General features: G+C 62.8%; 15 protein-coding genes. 7 read left to right on the plus strand and 8 right to left on the minus strand.

What is annotated here, in order from left to right:
• The 4 genes from ABSG20_RS04480 to ABSG20_RS04495 all read right to left on the minus strand — a co-directional run.
• Positions 1-1,800 (minus strand): efflux RND transporter permease subunit (locus tag ABSG20_RS04480; protein WP_423863284.1); only part of this gene is annotated, 1,800 nt, incomplete at its 3' end.
• Entirely contained in the window at positions 1,800-2,723 is a 924-nt protein-coding gene (locus tag ABSG20_RS04485; RefSeq protein ID WP_423863303.1) for an efflux RND transporter periplasmic adaptor subunit, read from the minus strand. The genes ABSG20_RS04480 and ABSG20_RS04485, both read right to left, overlap by 1 nt.
• 158 nt (positions 2,724-2,881) lie before the next feature.
• A complete protein-coding gene (locus ABSG20_RS04490; protein WP_423863285.1) occupies positions 2,882-3,544 on the minus strand; it encodes an OmpA family protein in 663 nt (220 codons plus the stop codon).
• 146 nt (positions 3,545-3,690) lie between these two features.
• Positions 3,691-5,277 (minus strand): caspase family protein, encoded by a 1,587-nt coding sequence (locus tag ABSG20_RS04495; protein ID WP_423863286.1) that lies wholly within the window; start codon positions 5,275-5,277, stop codon positions 3,691-3,693.
• A 454-nt stretch (positions 5,278-5,731) separates the two neighbouring features.
• Between ABSG20_RS04495 and ABSG20_RS04500 the strand changes: the two genes are divergently transcribed.
• Entirely contained in the window at positions 5,732-6,538 is an 807-nt protein-coding gene (locus ABSG20_RS04500) for an N-acyl homoserine lactonase family protein (RefSeq protein WP_423863287.1), read from the plus strand.
• Positions 6,539-6,720: 182 nt separating this feature from the next.
• Here ABSG20_RS04500 and ABSG20_RS04505 read toward each other — a convergent pair whose 3' ends face one another.
• Positions 6,721-7,218 carry a MarR family winged helix-turn-helix transcriptional regulator gene (locus ABSG20_RS04505; protein WP_423863304.1) on the minus strand — a complete coding sequence of 166 codons (498 nt, stop codon included), beginning with the start codon at positions 7,216-7,218 and terminating at the stop codon, positions 6,721-6,723.
• A gap of 268 nt (positions 7,219-7,486) precedes the next feature.
• Between ABSG20_RS04505 and ABSG20_RS04510 the strand changes: the two genes are divergently transcribed.
• The 5 genes from ABSG20_RS04510 to fahA all read left to right on the plus strand — a co-directional run bounded on the left by ABSG20_RS04510 (position 7,487) and on the right by fahA (position 13,081).
• Positions 7,487-9,100, plus strand: coding sequence for an FAD-dependent oxidoreductase (locus ABSG20_RS04510; protein ID WP_423863288.1), 1,614 nt, complete (start codon positions 7,487-7,489; stop codon positions 9,098-9,100).
• Positions 9,101-9,112: 12 nt separating this feature from the next.
• A complete protein-coding gene (locus ABSG20_RS04515) occupies positions 9,113-9,337 on the plus strand; it encodes a DUF2783 domain-containing protein (protein WP_423863289.1) in 225 nt (74 codons plus the stop codon).
• 40 nt (positions 9,338-9,377) lie between these two features.
• A complete protein-coding gene (locus ABSG20_RS04520; protein ID WP_423863290.1) occupies positions 9,378-10,331 on the plus strand; it encodes an MBL fold metallo-hydrolase in 954 nt (317 codons plus the stop codon).
• A gap of 2 nt (positions 10,332-10,333) precedes the next feature.
• Entirely contained in the window at positions 10,334-11,680 is a 1,347-nt protein-coding gene (gene hmgA, locus ABSG20_RS04525; RefSeq protein WP_423863291.1) for a homogentisate 1,2-dioxygenase, read from the plus strand.
• Between the two features lie 129 nt (positions 11,681-11,809).
• Positions 11,810-13,081 (plus strand): fumarylacetoacetase, encoded by a 1,272-nt coding sequence (gene fahA, locus ABSG20_RS04530; protein ID WP_423863292.1) that lies wholly within the window; start codon positions 11,810-11,812, stop codon positions 13,079-13,081.
• A gap of 152 nt (positions 13,082-13,233) precedes the next feature.
• Here fahA and ABSG20_RS04535 read toward each other — a convergent pair whose 3' ends face one another.
• Positions 13,234-13,695, minus strand: a complete 462-nt coding sequence (locus ABSG20_RS04535) for an Lrp/AsnC family transcriptional regulator (RefSeq protein WP_423863293.1) — start codon at positions 13,693-13,695, stop codon at positions 13,234-13,236.
• A gap of 127 nt (positions 13,696-13,822) precedes the next feature.
• On the opposite strand from ABSG20_RS04535, the gene hppD reads away from it, so the two are divergent.
• On the plus strand, positions 13,823-14,941 hold the full coding sequence (gene hppD, locus ABSG20_RS04540; RefSeq protein WP_423863294.1) for a 4-hydroxyphenylpyruvate dioxygenase: 1,119 nt from the start codon (positions 13,823-13,825) through the stop codon (positions 14,939-14,941).
• A gap of 193 nt (positions 14,942-15,134) precedes the next feature.
• Here the strand turns inward: hppD and ABSG20_RS04545 are convergent, their stop codons facing one another.
• Together ABSG20_RS04545 and ABSG20_RS04550 are read right to left on the minus strand one after the other, a co-directional pair.
• Positions 15,135-16,253 (minus strand): CaiB/BaiF CoA transferase family protein, encoded by a 1,119-nt coding sequence (locus tag ABSG20_RS04545; RefSeq protein ID WP_423863305.1) that lies wholly within the window; start codon positions 16,251-16,253, stop codon positions 15,135-15,137.
• Between the two features lie 179 nt (positions 16,254-16,432).
• Positions 16,433-17,233, minus strand: coding sequence for an FAD binding domain-containing protein (locus tag ABSG20_RS04550; RefSeq protein ID WP_423863295.1), 801 nt, complete (start codon positions 17,231-17,233; stop codon positions 16,433-16,435).
• Positions 17,234-17,242: the final 9 nt, after the last annotated feature.

Genomic DNA, 17,242 nt, shown 5'->3' on the forward strand with positions numbered 1-17,242 from the left:
CTCGAACGTTCCCGGCGGGACCCGGCCGCCGTCGACGAAGACGCTTCTGACTTCCGGCCGCCGGCGCAGGCGCGCGACGATGTCCTCGGTGACCTTTTCGGTAAAGGCGAGCTGCGTACCCGGCGGAAGCTCCATCGCCAGCAGCGAGCGCGCGGTGTCCTGGGCCGGCAGGAAGCCCTGCGGCAACAGCGTGATGCTCCAGATCGAGGCGGCGAAGATACCGAAGCCGATCAGAACGGTGATGAAATAGTGCTTCACCGACCAGGTGACGATCCTGTTGTAGGCGCGCAGCGGCCGTCCCGGCAGCGGGTCCTCGTGCTCATGAGGCTTGAGGAAGTAGGCGGCCAGCACCGGGGTGACGAAGCGGGCGGCGAGCAGCGAGAAGAACACCTGCACCGACACCGTGATGCCGAACTGCTTGAAGAACTGCCCGGCAATGCCGGACATGAAGCTGGCGGGCGCGAAGATGGCGATGATGGTGAATGAGATCGCGATCACGGCAAGCCCGATTTCGTCGGCGGCCTCAAGGGCGGCGCGATAGGGCGACTTGCCCATTCGCATGTGACGCACGATGTTCTCGATCTCGACGATGGCGTCGTCGACCAGAATGCCGGTCGACAGCGTGATGGCGAGAAAACTGACGAGGTTCAGCGAAAATCCCAGAATGTCCATCGCCCAGAACGCCGGGAAGATCGACAGCGGCAGCGAGATCGCTGCGATGACGGTGGCCCTGATGTCGCGCAGGAACAGCAGCACGATGATGACGGCGAGGGTTGCGCCTTCGAACAGCGTCGAAATCGCGGCTTCATAATTGCCCTTGGTAAATTCCACTGACGTGTCGATCAGTTTCAGGTCGACGTCTGGATTGGCCTCCTTCAGCGCATCGATGCGCTTCTGCACCGCCTTGGCCACGACCACGTCGCTCGCGCCTTTCGAGCGCTTGATGCCGAGCGCCACCACCGGCTCGCCGTTGAAGCGTGCAAAAGTGCGGCGGTCGGCGATGGTGTCGGTGACGGTGCCGAGGTCGTCGAGACGAACCTCGCCGCCGGCGAACAGCGCAATCATGGTTCCGGCCAGATCATTCAGCGTCTTGGCGCCGGCCAGCGTCCGGATCGCCTGATCGTTCTTGCCGATCTCGGCGCGGCCGCCGGCGAGATCGACATTGGTGCCGCGCAGGCTCTGGCTGACATTGACGGCGGTCAGTCCCGCGGCCTGCAGCCGGTCGGGATCGAGCGAAACCAGAATTTCGCGCTCGACACCGCCGATACGCTCGACCTGGGCGACGCCGCGGACGCCCTGCAGCGCGCGCTTGACGACGTCGTCGACGAAATAGGACAGTTGCTCGGGCGTCTTGCCGGGCGAGATCGCGGCATAGGTGACGATCGGCAGCCCGATCACGTCGACGCGCTGGATCAGCGGCTCATTGACGTTCTGCGGCAGGTTGGCGCGCACCCTTGTGACGGCGTCCTTGACATCGTTCAGCGCCCGGTCGGTGTTGGTCTCCAGCGCAAATTGGATCGTCGTCAGCGACAGCCCGTCGGTGATCGACGATGAAATGTGGCGCACACCCTCGACACCGGATACGCCGTCCTCGATGGTTTTTGTAACCTGCGATTCCAACTCCGCAGGTGCTGCGCCGAACTGCGAGACCGCAACCGAGATAACGGGGATGTCGGCCGAGGGCAGCCGCGTTACCGCGAGTTTGGTGAAGCTGACCCATCCCAGTACCAGCAGGATGATCGAAAACACGACCGAGGGAAGCGGGTGACGGATCGACCATGCCGAGATATTGAGAGCCATCAGCGTACCCGCGTTCGATCCAAGTCCTCGGCGAACATGGTCTTGATCTGGTCGCCGTCATGCAGCGAGCTGCCGGCATCCGCTACGACGATTTCGCCGACGTCGAGACCTGCAAGGATTTCCGTAGAGGTGTCGGACACCAGTCCGACCCGAACCTTTCGCGTCTCGACCGTATTCCCTTTCACCACCTGAACGGTCAGATGGTCAATGGCGGTCCGCGGAATGGCCACGCCGCAACTGCGCCTGGCGTCGATGTTGGCGCGCGCGAACATGCCGACCTTGAGCGTGGGATTGTTGGCGAGCGATATCCTGATATGGCCGAGTTGGGTGGCCCGGTCGATCTCCGGCGAGACCAGCCGCACCCGCCCCACGATATCGGGCGCATCATCACGGCTGATGCGCACATTGGCGCCCGGATTGAGCTTCAACATGTGGATGGCAGGCACTTCCGCGTCCAGTTCGACTTCGTTGTTGACGGCAATGCGGAACATCGGTCCCGCCTGCGGCGAAGCCGGCGCTCCGGCTACGGTCCTGACCTCGGTGATCAGACCGGCGGCCGGCGCGCGCAAGGAGGTCGGGGCCGATGGCCTCGCGCCGCCGCTCGGCGCTCCCGGCGGCGGCGTCAGGCGGACCAGTTCCTGGTTGTCGGTGACGGTGTCGCCTTCACGGACCAATACATCGGATACCCGGGAGCCCTCCTGATCGACCCCGACCACAGCTTCCCGGCGCGGCACGACAAACCCGGTGACCCGCACCATGTCGGAGAAACAGGCGTTGGTGGATCTGGTTACAACGACGAGGGCATCGGTCGGGGTTTCCTTTTCTTCGACGTGGCGGCGATGCTCAATCCAGTAATATCCGCCGCCCAAAGCCGCCATTGCGACGATGGTCAGTGCAGGTTTGAGGTATTCGGAAAGCTTCATCACCGGATCAATCCAGAGCCGTCGTTGCAGGGCGCGCCACTGCGATTGTCCGGAAGGGTCAGAATGAACACCGGACGCCCGCAGCCCGCGCTGCGGCGCGGGGCGCCTCGGTGCTGCAGAACCTTACGCGGCGCCACCGGCCGGCTCGCATTCCAGCTTCACTGCGAAGCGGTGGTCTTGTTCGCCATGTTGGCGACCTGCACACGGCGATTGACTTCGGCGAGCGGGTTGCTTGGATCCTTGAGCTTGCTCTTGCCGTATCCGACGGTCACGAGGTCGGCGCCGGCAATGCCGTATTTATCGACCAGATAACGCTTGATCGAGTCCGCGCGCCGTTCGGACAAATCCTGATTATAGGCTTCGCCACCGGCGGCGTCGGTATGGCCTGCAACGATGAAGGTCGAGCCCTTCAGATCGGGATTGGTCAGCGCTTTTCCGAGCGCCTGAACCGAAGGCAGCGATTTAGCGCTGATATCAGCCGAATTGTAATCGAAGGTGATTTCCAGATCGATCTTCGGCTTGTCCTGGACAATCGTGGCAATTTCCTCGCGCTCGGTGAGCGAGAGCGAACGCGTGGCGCGGTTACGCACGGTCTGGACAAAACGCCCCTCGGCGGCGGCCGCCGCCGGATCGGGCTGCGGAGCCATCGACAGGCCGCGTGTCAGCGGCTTTTTGGCCGGCGCCAGCGCCCGGACGATCTGATCCTCGGTGACGTTATCATCGAAGGCAAGAGCTTTTGCCACGCCGAACGAAAGTGCGGCGCCAATCGTCAGGATTGACAGGATCGCGGTAAGATTCCTCCTTCCAGACAGTCTCGACATTGCCGGTCCCTCCTGCGCTATCCGCGCGATTGCAACTAAGCTTCGTTCTGGCCGCGGGACGAGTCGGTCGCGGCTACATCCTCGTATGTCTCAGGCACTGGCCGCGGGGTTCGATAAAGCGGCCGAATACCAACCAAAATTAATTCTCAACGCACCCCGTAATCTGCGAACTCCTTCACAATATTCGGATCCATGGCCTTTGCATTGGATATATCCAATTCACCCTCGCCAATCGAGCCATTGCGCTGCTTGGCGAGGCCGCGCCCGTACAGCGACGACGTCAGTCTCGGATTGATCTTGAGCGCGGCATCAAAATCAGCAATTGCGTTTTTGGCCTGCCCACTCTTCAGGTTGACCAGGCCGCGGCTGTCCAGGGCATCAACGAAGTTCGGACGCAGCCGCAACGCTTCGTTGCAATCCTTCAATGCCGCCTGCAGATCGCCAATGATGGTGCGCGCCCAGCAGCGGTTGTTGAAGGCTTCGACGTCCTTCGGGTTCAGCCTGATGGTGTCGTCGAAATCCTTGACGGCAAGGCTATACGCCCCCTTGCTGGCATAGACTTGGCCGCGCCGGTAAAGCGCATTCTGATCGTCGGGATTGTCGGCGAGCTTGGCGGTCAGGCTCTTGATGGTTGGGTCGTCGGCCAGCGCCAGCGCGGTCGGTCCATCACTTTTCGTCTCCGCTGTGTCCGGAGCGGTAGCGACAGGAGAAGGAGCAGGCGTAGCGGCGGGTGTGGGGACGGTCGCAGCGGGCATGGTCGCGGCGGGCGTGGTGGCTGTCGCGGCAGGAGTGGTGGGAGGAATAGGGACAGGAGGGGTGACAGCAGGGGTAACAGGAGCAGCGGGAGGCGGAACGGAAACTTCGACCGGCTTCGGCGCCGACGGTTCGACATGCGGTGGTGCCGGCGCGGGCTCTGGAGTTGGCGGGGGCAGCGTCGCCACGGTCGGACCGGAAGGCGGCCCGCCCACGCCGGGAATAAACGAGAAATCCTCGGCCAGGGAAGAGGAAATGGACGGCACCTGCTCGCGGCGGGAGGCCCGGGAGACGCCGACGCGCGTACGTTCGAGCGCCTCTTCGGCCATCAGGCCGGGAACGCGGATTTCCTTGAGCAATTCCTGCACGAACAGGCTGTGATCACCGCCATTTTCCGAGATAACGGAGCTCAGCGCCGCCGAATACATCACCAGCGTTCCGTTTGGCGCAATCACCGGAGCCAGGCCGGCCGAAAAACTGCGGAAGCGGCGCTCGAATGGATTGCGTCTGGAGGCATCGATCAAAGCGATCTTGACGCCGGCGCCGCGATTGTTGATTTCGCCCAGAACAATCTCCAGGCTGATGCCATCGCGGCGAACGTCCGGCTCGGTCCAGATCTGCGCGTCAACCGGGATCAAATAGCTCTGGCGGCTGGACTGGATGCCGAAACCGCTGAAGAAGATCAGCGCCACCGAGCCGGGCTTGATCCGTCCGTAGAGACGATCGAAGCCCCGCCGCATCGCGTCGCCGGTCATGTTTTCTCCGACTTCGACGTTGAAGCCGTCGCGCTTGAGTTCATCGGCGACGTCATGGGCGTCGTTGATCGGCTCCTTCAACGGCGCATCGGCGTCGGGATATTTCGCGTTGCCGATCACGAGCGCAAACCGATCGGCGCCCGCGGCGGCCAACGGCGAGAGCGGCATGAGCGACAGCATCAGGCTTGCAAGCAATGTGACAGGAAATATGAAATGGATTCTCATGTCACGGCGGTCCAGCCAACAAGGCGCCGATTCCAGCTCGCGCCGCGGCGACCCTACCTCACGCATGCCGCATTATCAAACCGGGCTCGCCAACCATGTCAACCGTCTGCGGGGGCCGCCGGCAATCGCGTCAATCCGCCGCGACGAGGTTTTAGGATGTGGCGCAGGGGCAGGCTTCAGACCGGGGATGCCACACCGGTGGGGTATGGTATATGGCAGAATATTGGCACAGCAGCCGGGCCGCTGACACCACGGCTCGCGATGCATCCGCCGATGGCGCGATTGCCCTGACAGTGGCGCGCGCCGAATGGCAATGTGACATATCTCACATTGTGCCGCTGCCATCGGATCTCCGATGCCCACCCCCCAGCCCCGCCAGGTTTGACCTTTGCGCCCGGCGGTGGCTTGGTACGGCGATCGGCCAATCGCACAACGCAAAGCAAAGAAAAGACCGATGGGAAACGCTTACGAAATCTATGCCATCCGCTATGCGACGATGTCGCCGCGCACCCCGCACATGAATTATCTCGTGCCGGACCCGCATGAGACCGCGGCTTCCGACCTCGACTACTTCGTCTGGCTGATCAGAGGCGCGGGCCGCGATATCCTGGTCGATACCGGATTCAACGCGGCGGAAGCCGAGGCGCGCAATCGCAGGCTGACGCTCAATCCGGTCGATGCGCTGGCGCGCTTCGGCGTTGCGGCCGACGCGATCGACGAGGTGATCGTTACCCACCTGCATTATGATCACGCCGGCAATCTCGACCGCTTTCCGCGCGCGCGCTTCCATCTGCAGGAGCGCGAGATGAGTTACGCCACCGGGCGCTGCATGTGCTTCGGAAGCTTGCGCCATCCGTTTTCGGTCGAGCATGTCACGCTGATGGTGCGCCACGTCTATAGCGAGCGCGTGCGCTTTCATTCAGGCGATGGCGAGGTGGCACCGGGCATCACGCTGCACCGCGTCGGCGGCCATTCCGACGGCCTGCAGGCGGTGCGGGTCGAGACCGCGCGTGGACCGGTGGTACTGGCGTCGGACGCGGCGCATTACTATGGTAATCTGCACCGCCGCAGTCCGTTCCCGATCGTCTACAACATCGGCGACATGTGCGTGGGCTGGGAAATCGTCGAGCGTCTTGCCGGCCATCCCGACCGCATCATTCCCGGCCACGATCCGATCGTCGCCGAGATCTATCCGTGCGCCAGCGACAAGGTCGATGCCTTTGCCCTGCACCTCCCGCCATCGCGCTCGTTCGCGAAGTAACTGGTATCGGGAACGACAACAGGAGGCGGGAACACCCGGATGCACATTATCCTTGAGATGAGCCCGGGCAGCCTGTTGCCCGGCTCATTTTCTGATCGTCATGTGCACTGGCGTCCGGGGCAATTCGACCTCTCTGCGCACGCATCCTGCAAGCGGGGAGGTTCGGTCAGCCCGTGTCCACCTCAGTACCCGTCGGCGTTGCTCGTCTCTTCGCCGGTCTGCGCCAAATCGAGGCTTTTCTCGATCTTGGCCAGCATCAGCGCAAATTGCTGCCGTTCCCTCGCCGACAGGCACGACAAAATCTCCAGCTCCTTGCGCTTCAGGCGCGGGACCAGCTTCTGGTAGAGTGCGGTGCCTTTGCGCGTCATGCGCAAGCGGAACTCGCGACGGTCGTCTTCGTTTTCGACCCGCTCGACCAGTTGCCGCGTCATCAGCGCCGTCACGGCGCGGCTGATGGTGGATTTGTGGGTCCTCGTGCAGTGCGCGATGTATTGCGCGCTGCATGCTTCGTTGCGGAACCCCAGCGTCGCCAGCACCCGCCACTCCGGAATATCCAGTCCGTAACGCTCCTGATATTCGCCCGACAGCGCGGCGCTCACCTCGGCCGCGAGCCGGTTCAGGCGAAACGGCACGAAACGGAAGAGGTCGAGCCCGGACGCTTCCTGCCGGGCCGGTGACAAGGCGGCGCCATCGCTTTGCCTGGGCGATGAATTCAGACGCGAAGCCGCCCCTCTGGGGGTTCGTTTCCCGGAGTTCCGCTGACTCGCAGAGGCCTTGGCCAAAATCGCTCCAAATAGAGTTGACGGATCGACGCGCTGCTTTAAGATAGTTGCACATGCGACTAATTGGCAAGGCGGTTGATTTTTTTTCCTAGCGCCGTCAAAACGCCATTCGAGCCTTGCTTGGCTCGTTCAATTCGGTTCGCTCAATCGGGGAAACGCTCGCACCATGGCGCAGGCCAAGACCCAGTTCGGTTATCGTCGACATCCGGACCAGGACCGGTCCGACAAGGATGCGGCCGAACATCCGGTGGTCGTGGTTGGCGCGGGTCCCGTCGGGCTCTCGCTGGCGATCGATCTGGCGCAGCGCGGCCAGCCTGTCGTGCTGCTCGACGATGCCGACCGCATCGGTGAGGGCTCGCGCGCCATCTGCTTTTCCAAGCGTTCGCTGGAATATTGGGACCGGCTCGGCGTAGGCAAGCGGATGATCGACAAGGGCGTGGTCTGGAGCGTCGGCAAGGTCTTCCACCGCGACTCCCTGCTCTATCAGTTCAACCTGATGCCGGAGCCGGGCCACAAGCAGCCCGCCTTCGTCAACCTGCAGCAATTCTATGCCGAGGCCTATCTGGTCGATCGGGTCGGCCAGCTTCCCGCCATCGACTTGCGCTGGTGCAACAGGGTGACCGGGCTTGAACGGCGCAACGACCTCGTGGCGCTGACGGTGGCCACGCCGGATGGACCGTACCGGCTGCACGCCCAATACGTCGTGGCCTGCGATGGCGCCCGCTCGTCGTTGCGGCAAATGGTGGGTGCGGAGTTCACAGGCCAGGTCTTCGAGGATCAGTTCCTGATCGCCGACGTCAAGATGACGGCGGAATTTCCCACCGAACGCTGGTTCTGGTTCGATCCGCCATTTCATGCCGGCCGCTCGGCGTTGTTGCACAAGCAGCCCGATGATGTCTGGCGCATCGATCTGCAGCTGCATCGCTTTGCGGACCCCGTGGTCGAGAAGCAGCCGGAGAATGTCCGGCCCCGGATTGCCCGCATGCTCGGTCACGACAAGTTCGAGTTCGAGTGGATTTCGATCTACAAGTTCCAGTGCCGCCGCATGGAGAGGTTCCTCCATGGCCGGGTGATCTTTGCCGGCGATGCTGCGCATCAGGTCTCGCCGTTCGGGGCGCGCGGCGCCAATTCGGGCCTGGAAGATGCCGAGAACCTCGCCTGGAAGCTCGACCGTGTGTTGCGCAAGGCATCGCCGCAGATGCTGCTCGAGAGCTATCATGTCGAACGCAGCGCGGCGGCGGACGAGAACATCAGGGAATCCACCCGGTCGACCGATTTCATGGCGCCCAACTCGCACCAGGAGGCACGCCTGCGGAGAACGGTGCTGTCGCTCGCCAAGGAGACCGAGTTTGGCAAGCGCATGGTCAATGCGGGACGGCTCTCCGTTCCCTCGATCTATCGGACGCCGCTGTCGACCGCCGATGACGAGATCTGGCACGGCGGGCCGCCGCCCGGGGCGTCGATGCCGGATGCGCCGATCGCCGGGCCGGACGGCGGCCCGATGTTCCTGACCGATGCCTTCATCTCGGAGGGAAAGCGCTTCACGCTCGTGAAGTTCGGCAATGGCGGGGCCGTTGACGCCCCGCAGGGGTTGGCCGTGATCTGCGTCGGCGGCGAGAACGGCCTTGTCGACACGCAGGGGCTGGCGGTCACGCGCTATGAGGCCGGGCCTGGCGCCGCCTATCTCCTGCGGCCGGACGGTTATGTCGCCGCGCGCTTCCGCCACCCGACCCGGCCGAGGCTTGAGGTGGCGCTGGCGCGCGCCTCAAGCCTCAATTGAGGTTTCCCGATCATGGCGCTCTCGACCCATTCGAACTTTGCCCGGCCCGACGACGCGTTTCGCGCCGTCGTGGAAGCCCATCGCGGCTTAAGCGACGAGCAGAGCGCCGATCTCGATGCCGCGCTGGTTTTGATCCTCGCCAATCACATCGGCGATCTCGATGTGCTGCGGGAGGCGATTGCACTGGCGCAGCGGCGGATGTTGGGGGCGGCCCAGCAACAGCAGCAGCAGCAATAAAAGCGCGTTACAGCGATCAAGCCTGAGAGGTAGCTGAAGGATGGCAAAAAATTTCGCATCCACGTCCGACCTGGCGGAGAAGAGGATCACCTTCTCCGAGATCGGCCCCGATCTCTATGCCTTCACCGCCGAGGGCGATCCCAATTCCGCTGTTATTGCCGGCGACGATGGCTGCATCGTGTTCGACGCGCAGGCGACGCCGGCGATGGCGGGCAAGGTGATCGAGCGGGTCCGTACCGTCACCGACAAGCCGATCAAATATGTGGTGCTGTCGCATTATCATGCGGTGCGGGTGCTCGGCGCCTCCGCCTACGAGGCGCAAGCGGTGATCGCCTCGCAGGAAACCCATCGGCTGGTCGAGGAACGCGGCCAGCAGGACTGGGATTCGGAATTTGGCCGCTTTCCACGACTGTTCCAGGATGCCGATAGCATCCCGGGCCTGACCTGGCCGACGCTGACGTTCGAAGGCGAGATGTCGATCTATCTCGGCAAGCGCGAGGTACGGCTGATGCAGCTCGGCGCCGGGCATACGTCAGGCGATATCGTGGCGTGGGTGCCGGATGCCGAGGTGATGTTTTCCGGCGACCTGATCGAATATCATTCGGCCTGCTATTGCGGCGATGCGCATTTGCGCGAATGGCCGGCGACGCTGAACGAAATTCGCAGCTTCAATCCGAAGGCGATCGCGCCGGGCCGCGGCGACGCCCTCAAGGGCATTGCCACCGGCCGTGACGCCATCGCGATGACGCGTGATTTTGTCACCACGCTCTATGGCGCGGCGGAGACCGCGGTCGCCCGCGGCCGCAATCTCAAGGAGACGATGGCGGCTACGCGCGAGGTGATGGACCCGAAATTCTCAAGTTTCGCGATTTACGAACACTGCCTGCCGTTCAACGTCTCGCGCGCCTTCGACGAAGCATCTGGGATCGATGACCCCGTGATCTGGACCGCCGAACGCGATCTTGAAATGTGGGCTGCCTTGCAAGGAGGATAAATATGAATATCAACACCTCGCCCGACCTCATCAGCCGCAGCACGGTCGGCATCACGCCGGGCTACATGTCCGGCTTCGGCAACAGTTTCGAGACCGAGGCGTTGCCCGGCGCGCTGCCGAAGGGCCGTAACTCGCCGCAGCGCTGCGCTTACGGCCTCTATGCCGAGCAGCTCTCCGGCTCGCCCTTCACCGCGCCGCGCGGCAGCAACGAGCGATCATGGCTGTATCGCATCCGGCCATCGGTCAAACACTCCGGCCGCTTCGCCAAGGTCGAGGCCGGGCTGTGGCGTACCGCGCCATGCCACGAGCAGGAGATCGTGGTCGAGCAGCTGCGCTGGGACCCGACACCGATCCCGCAAGCGGAGATGACGCTCCTGCAGGGGGTCCAGACCATGACCACGGCAGGCGACGTCAACACGCAGGCAGGCATGGCCGCCCACGTCTACCTGATCACGAAGTCCATGGTCGACCAGCATTTCTACAACGCCGATGCCGAGATGATGTTCGTGCCGCAGCAGGGCAATGTGCGTTTCGTCACCGAGTTTGGCCGGATCGATGCCGAGCCCGGCGAAATCGTCGTGGTTCCGCGTGGCGTCAAATTCCGCGCCGAGATTCCGGCGGGGCCGGCGCGCGGCTATCTCTGCGAGAATTACGGCGGCGCCTTCACGCTGCCGGAACGCGGCCCGATCGGCGCCAATTGCCTGGCCAATTCGCGCGATTTTCTCACGCCCGTGGCGGCCTATGAGGACCAGGACACGCCGACCGAATTGTTCTTGAAATGGGGCGGCTCGCTGTTTGCGACCAGGCTGCTGCATTCCCCGATCGACGTGGTGGCATGGCATGGCAATTACGCGCCGTACAAATACGATTTGCGGACCTTCGCGCCGGTCGGCGCTATTGGCTTCGACCATCCCGATCCGTCGATTTTCACCGTGCTCACGGCGCCGTCGGAAACCCCGGGAACCGCCAACATCGATTTTGTCATCTTCCCGGAGCGCTGGATGGTGGCGGAAAACACCTTCCGTCCGCCCTGGTATCACATGAACATCATGTCGGAGTTCATGGGGCTGATCTACGGCGTCTATGACGCCAAGCCGAAGGGCTTTGTCCCCGGCGGCATGAGTCTTCACAACTTGATGCTGCCGCACGGCCCGGATCGCGACGCCTTTGATCACGCCAGCAATTCGGAACTGAAGCCGGTCAAACTGACAGGCACCATGGCCTTCATGTTCGAGACGCGATATCCGCAGCGCATCACCGCGCACGCGGCGACGTCGCCGACGCTGCAGGATGACTATGCGGATTGCTGGAAGGGATTGGAAAAGCGGTTCGATCCGAAGCGGCCGTGATGTCGGGCAACTCTTTCACCGTCATTCCGGGGCGCGCAGCAAAGCGGAGCGAACCCGGAATCTCGAGATTCCGGGTCTGGTCCTTCGGACCATCCCGGAATGACAGTTACATATAGAGGATTGGAAGCCTTGCCCCATCCCAACGATCCCGCCCTTCGCTGCTTCATCCCGGTCGACGCCAGCTCCGACTTTCCGATCCAGAACTTGCCCTACGGCGTGTTTTCGTCGAAGGACGGACTGGCGCCTCGCGTCGGGGTCGCGATTGGCGCCTACGTGCTCGATCTCTGGGAGCTCGAACAGGACTGCCGGTTGGACGTGGGTGAACTGGGTATCTTCGCGGCGCCGACGCTCAATGCCTTCATGGCGCTGGGGCCCAAAGTCTGGTCGCGCACCCGGGCGCGGATCAGCCAGTTGCTGCGCCACGACAACCCCGAACTTCGCGATAATCCAGCCTTGCGCGAACGCGCGCTGGTGCCGATGGCGGAGGCAAGACTGCATCTGCCGATCGCGGTCGCCGGTTACACCGACTTCTATTCGTCGAAGGAGCATGCCACCAATGTCGGCGTCATGTTCCGCGGCAAGGACCATGCGTTGCAGCCGAACTGGCTGCATATGCCGATCGGCTATAATGGTCGCGCCTCCACCGTGGTGGCTTCTGGCACCAAAGTGCGCCGGCCGCGCGGGCAATTGAAGCCGCCGGGCGCCGAGGTGCCGAGCTTCGGTCCCTGCAAGCGGCTCGATTTTGAACTCGAAATGGGCGTCGTGGTCGGGCAGCCGTCAGCGATGGGCGAGATGCTGACCGAGACGCAAGCGGAGGACATGATCTTCGGCTTTGTACTGTTGAACGATTGGAGCGCGCGCGATATCCAGCAGTGGGAATACGTTCCGCTTGGCCCGTTCCAGGCCAAGGCCTTTGCGACCTCGATCAGTCCGTGGGTCGTGACCCGCGAGGCACTGCAACCATTCCGCGTACACGGGCCGCAACAGGATCCAACGCCGCTGCCCTATCTGCGGCAGTTGCAGCCGAACAATTACGATCTGCAGCTCGAGGTGGAGTTGCGCGCCGCGCAGATGCAAGAGCCGGTGCGAATCTGCCGCACCAATTTCAAATACATGTACTGGTCGTCGGTGCAGCAATTGGTGCATCACGCCTCCTCGGGCTGCGCCATGAATGTCGGCGATCTCTTGGGCAGCGGCACCATCAGCGGCCCCGGCAAGCACGAGCGCGGCAGCCTTTTGGAGATCAGCTGGAACGGCACCGAACCGCTGGAACTTGTCGGTGGCGTCGTCAGAACGTTTCTCGAAGACGGCGATTCCCTGAGCTTCCATGGCTGGTGTCAGGGCGAGGGCTATCGGGTCGGCTTTGGCGAGGTCGAAGGCACAATGCTGCCGGCGGAATAATTCCGTTCACCGTTCGTCGGGCGGAAGCCCGCGGATGCGGGCCGAATGTTCGGCGATATCGTCGAGGCTGTAAGTCATCGCAAATCAGACGCGAGATGCGAATGACGAATCTCCCTCGATTTCGGACATTCCCGGTGGCTGCCGCGCCAGCGCTATAGCGGCAGCTTGGAGCTTTCCTTCAATCGATCCAGCACGATCGAGGAGCGCACATGCGCGACGCTCTGGTGCGGCATCAGCACGTTGTTGACGATATCGGATAGGCTTTTGAGGTCACGCAGCACGGCCTTCAACAGATAATCGGCATCGCCAGTCAGCGAATAGGCCTCCTGGATATCGGCCGTGCGATTGACCAGGGCGCGAAATCGCTTGGCGTTGTCGGGCGAATGGGTCGCCAGCGTGATGTGGATGAACGCGATGACGTTGAAGCCGAGCGCCTCGCAAGCGAGCTCGGCGTGATAGCCAGCGATCACCTTGTCCTGTTCCAGCCGCATCCGACGCCGTGAGCACTGCGACGCCGACAGGCCGGCGACGTCGGCCAACTGCTGGTTGGTGAGGCGGCCGTCATCCTGCAGCGCACTCAATATCCGGAGGTCGAAGGCATCAACCGATATCATGTGTCAAATAGCCACTTTGTGCACAGATCGTGCACCTATTAGCGGAAATGGTCGCGGTTTGCATGCACATTGTGCATCCGCTGAGTGAAGATGTCTGTCTGATGATAACAGGGAGATCCAGTCAGCCATGGGGCCATTTCCGCATGACGCGCCGGCCGCGACAATCAGCGCCGACAATCCGATGGGTACCGATGGTTTCGAGTTCGTCGAATATGCGCATCCGCGCCCCGAAGCGCTGCACGCGCTGTTCACGCTGATGGGCTATGTCCCGGTGGCGCGCCACCGGAACAAGAAGATCACCGTCTATCGTCAGGGCGACATCAATTATCTTGTCAACGAAGAGCCGGGTACCCATGGCTGCCAGTTTGTCGCCGCGCATGGGCCGTGCGCGCCGTCGATGGCATTCCGCGTCGTTGACGCGAAGCTGGCTTATGAACGCGCGATCGCGCTCGGCGCGGAGCCTGCCGATATTCCTCCGGCGCAGAAGACACTTGGCGTTCCGGCCATCAAGGGCATCGGCGGCAGCCTGTTATATTTCGTCGATTGCTACGGCGCCAAGGGCTCGGGCTACGACGCCGAATTCGACTGGCTCGGCGCCAGAAATCCATGTCCCGAAGGCGCTGGCCTGTATTATCTCGACCACCTGACCCACAACGTCCAACGCGGCCGCATGGATATCTGGACCGGGTTCTACGAAAAGCTGTTCAATTTCCGGCAGATTCGCTTTTTCGATATCGAGGGCCGCGCCTCAGGCCTGTTCTCGCGGGCGCTGACCAGCCCGGATGGCAAGATCCGCATTCCAATCAACGAGGACGCAGGTCATTCCGGACAGATCGAGGAGTATCTCAGCATTTACCGCGGCGAGGGCATCCAGCACATCGCCTGCGGCGCCCAGGACATTTATCGCACCGTGGAGACCTTGCGCGGCGCCGGCCTGCCGTTCATGCCGTCGCCGCCCGAAACCTATTTCGAGAAGATCGACGCAAGGCTGCCCGAGCATGGCGAGGACATCGGGAGATTGAAGCGCGACGGCATCCTGATCGATGGCGAGGGCGTGATCGACGGCGGTCATACCAAGGTTCTGCTGCAGATTTTCTCCGCCAACGCCATTGGCCCGATCTTCTTCGAGTTCATCCAGCGCAAGGGCGACGACGGTTTCGGCGAAGGCAACTTCAAGGCGCTGTTCGAATCGATCGAGGAAGACCAGATTCGCCGCGGCGTGCTGACACTGAAGGGTGCGGCGTAGTTCCCACTGCCGGACCCCAGTGATTCCGATGCGCAATTACGCGTCCGAGGATGTGGCTTGGGTCCTGCGATTGCCGAACTGAGGCACAGGCCCGCAATCGACAACCCCCATGTGGTTATGGATTCCGGGTTCGCTCGTTCGCTCGCGCCTTCAGATGTTCCGATCGGCGAATCGGGCAATGACGCCGATGGGATTACCTCCCACGCTTCCACTCGCTCGTGAGACTTGCGATATCCGCCATTTCCGTCTCCCGGATCGCTGACGGCGTACGCGAAAAGCGCGGCGCGGGCGCGGGTTGGGTGACGCCGTGGCGCTCGACAAAAATCTTGCGGGCCGCCATGTGCGGATGAAGAGGCGCTTCCGTCATGGTCAGAACCGGCGCGAAGCAGACGTCGGTGCCTTCCATGATCCGGCACCATTCGTCGCGGGTCCTGGTCTTGAAGACGTCGACCAGTTTCTGCTTCAGAACTGGCCACGCCTTGCGGTCCATCTGGGCATCGAACTCGGCCTCCGAAAGGCCGGCCAGCTGGCGCAGCAGGGCATAAAACTGCGGCTCGATCGAGCCGATCGAGATGAATTTGCCGCAGGCGCACTCATAGACGCCGTAGAAGTGCGCGCCACCGTCGATAAGATTACTCTCCCGCGTTTCGGTCCAGCGGCCCGTTGCGGCCATGTCGAAGAACATCGACATCAGCGATGCCGCGCCGTCGCACATGGCGGCGTCGACCACCTGTCCCTTGCCTGATTTCGTCGCTTCCAGCAGGGCGGCGAGCACGCCGACCACAAGGTAGAGTGCGCCGCCGCCGAAGTCGCCGACCAGATTGAGCGGCGGTACCGGCCGCTCGGCGCCGCCGATCGCGGCCAGCGCGCCGGTGACGGAAATGTAGTTGATGTCGTGACCGGCAACCTGCGCGAGCGGGCCTTGCTGACCCCACCCGGTCATGCGGCCGTAGACTAGACGCGGGTTGTGTTCCTGCACCACCTCCGGCCCGAGCCCGAGCCGCTCCATCACGCCGGGACGAAAGCCCTCGATCAGCGCGTCGGCATGGGTCAACAAATCGAGCACCTGCGTGATCGAAGCCCTGTCCTTGAGGTCGATCTCGACGACTTTGCGTCCGCGGCCGGACACCGATTTCAAATTCTTGCGTGCGCCGACGCGATCGAGCGTGACCACCTCAGCTCCCATGTCCGCCAGCATCATGCAGGCGAAGGGGCCGGGTCCGATGCCGGCGAATTCGACGATGCGAACGCCCGACAGCGGCCCGCCCGCGTGCGTGCCGGAGGCGATGCTTTTGGAGGCCGGTGAGATCATCGTTTCAGTCACTTCAGAAATCCACTTCTCATCTTCGTACCGAGATCCTTGTTGGCCAAATTGTCCAGCCTTGCGGGGAGCCTGGCAAGCACCAACTGACCCTCATCGAAGCCAGATGCGAGAAACGGCACGCATCGCTGCGCGCCGCTTTGGTCGGTTGGTCGGTCCGAGAATAGCGATCAGCCGGCGTCAGTGACGGCGCGCTGCGCCATCACCTTGATCAGGTTGGCGCGATAGTCCGACGAGCCATGGAGGTCGCTCATCAGCCCGTCGGCGGAGATCGTGACGCTGTCGAGGGCGCCTGCCGACCAGTTCGCCTTCAGCGCCGCCTCGATCGCTGGCACCCGCATCACGCCACTTTGCGAGGCTCCGGTGGCGGCGACGCGGACATCGCCGGATTTGGTCTTCACCACGAATACGCCAGTCAGCGCAAAGCGCGAGGCCGGATGGGGGAACTTGGAATATCCCGCCTTGGCCGGGATAGGGAAGGCGACCTGGGTGATGATCTCGCCATCCGCCAGTGCCGTTGAGAACAGGCCCTTGAAGAAATCTTCGGCTGAAATCGAACGCTTGTTGGTCTTGACGCTGGCGCCGAGGGCGAGCACCGCGGCCGGATAGTCTGCGGCCGGATCGTTGTTGGCGATCGAGCCGCCGATGGTGCCGCGATGACGCACGGCCGGATCGCCGATCACCGAGGCAAGATAGGTGAGCGCCGGAATAGCCTTTTTCGCCGCGGCGTTCGTGGCAACGTCAAAGTGCGGCGTCGCCGCCTTGATGGTCACCGTATCCGCGGAAACCTCGACGCCGACGAGATCCTTGATCTTGCCGAGATCGATGAGGTCGGACGGCGAGGCGAGCCGTTGCTTCATCACCGGGAGCAGGGTGTGACCACCGGAGAGATACTTCGGCTCCGAGCCCTTGGCGAACAGCGTCGCGGCTTCCTCGACCGAGGACGGGCGATGATAGATTGTCTGATACATGGCTCGCTT

Origin of the sequence: Bradyrhizobium sp. (assembly GCF_049512235.1) — a bacterium.
Taxonomy (GTDB): Bacteria; Pseudomonadota; Alphaproteobacteria; order Rhizobiales; family Xanthobacteraceae; genus Bradyrhizobium.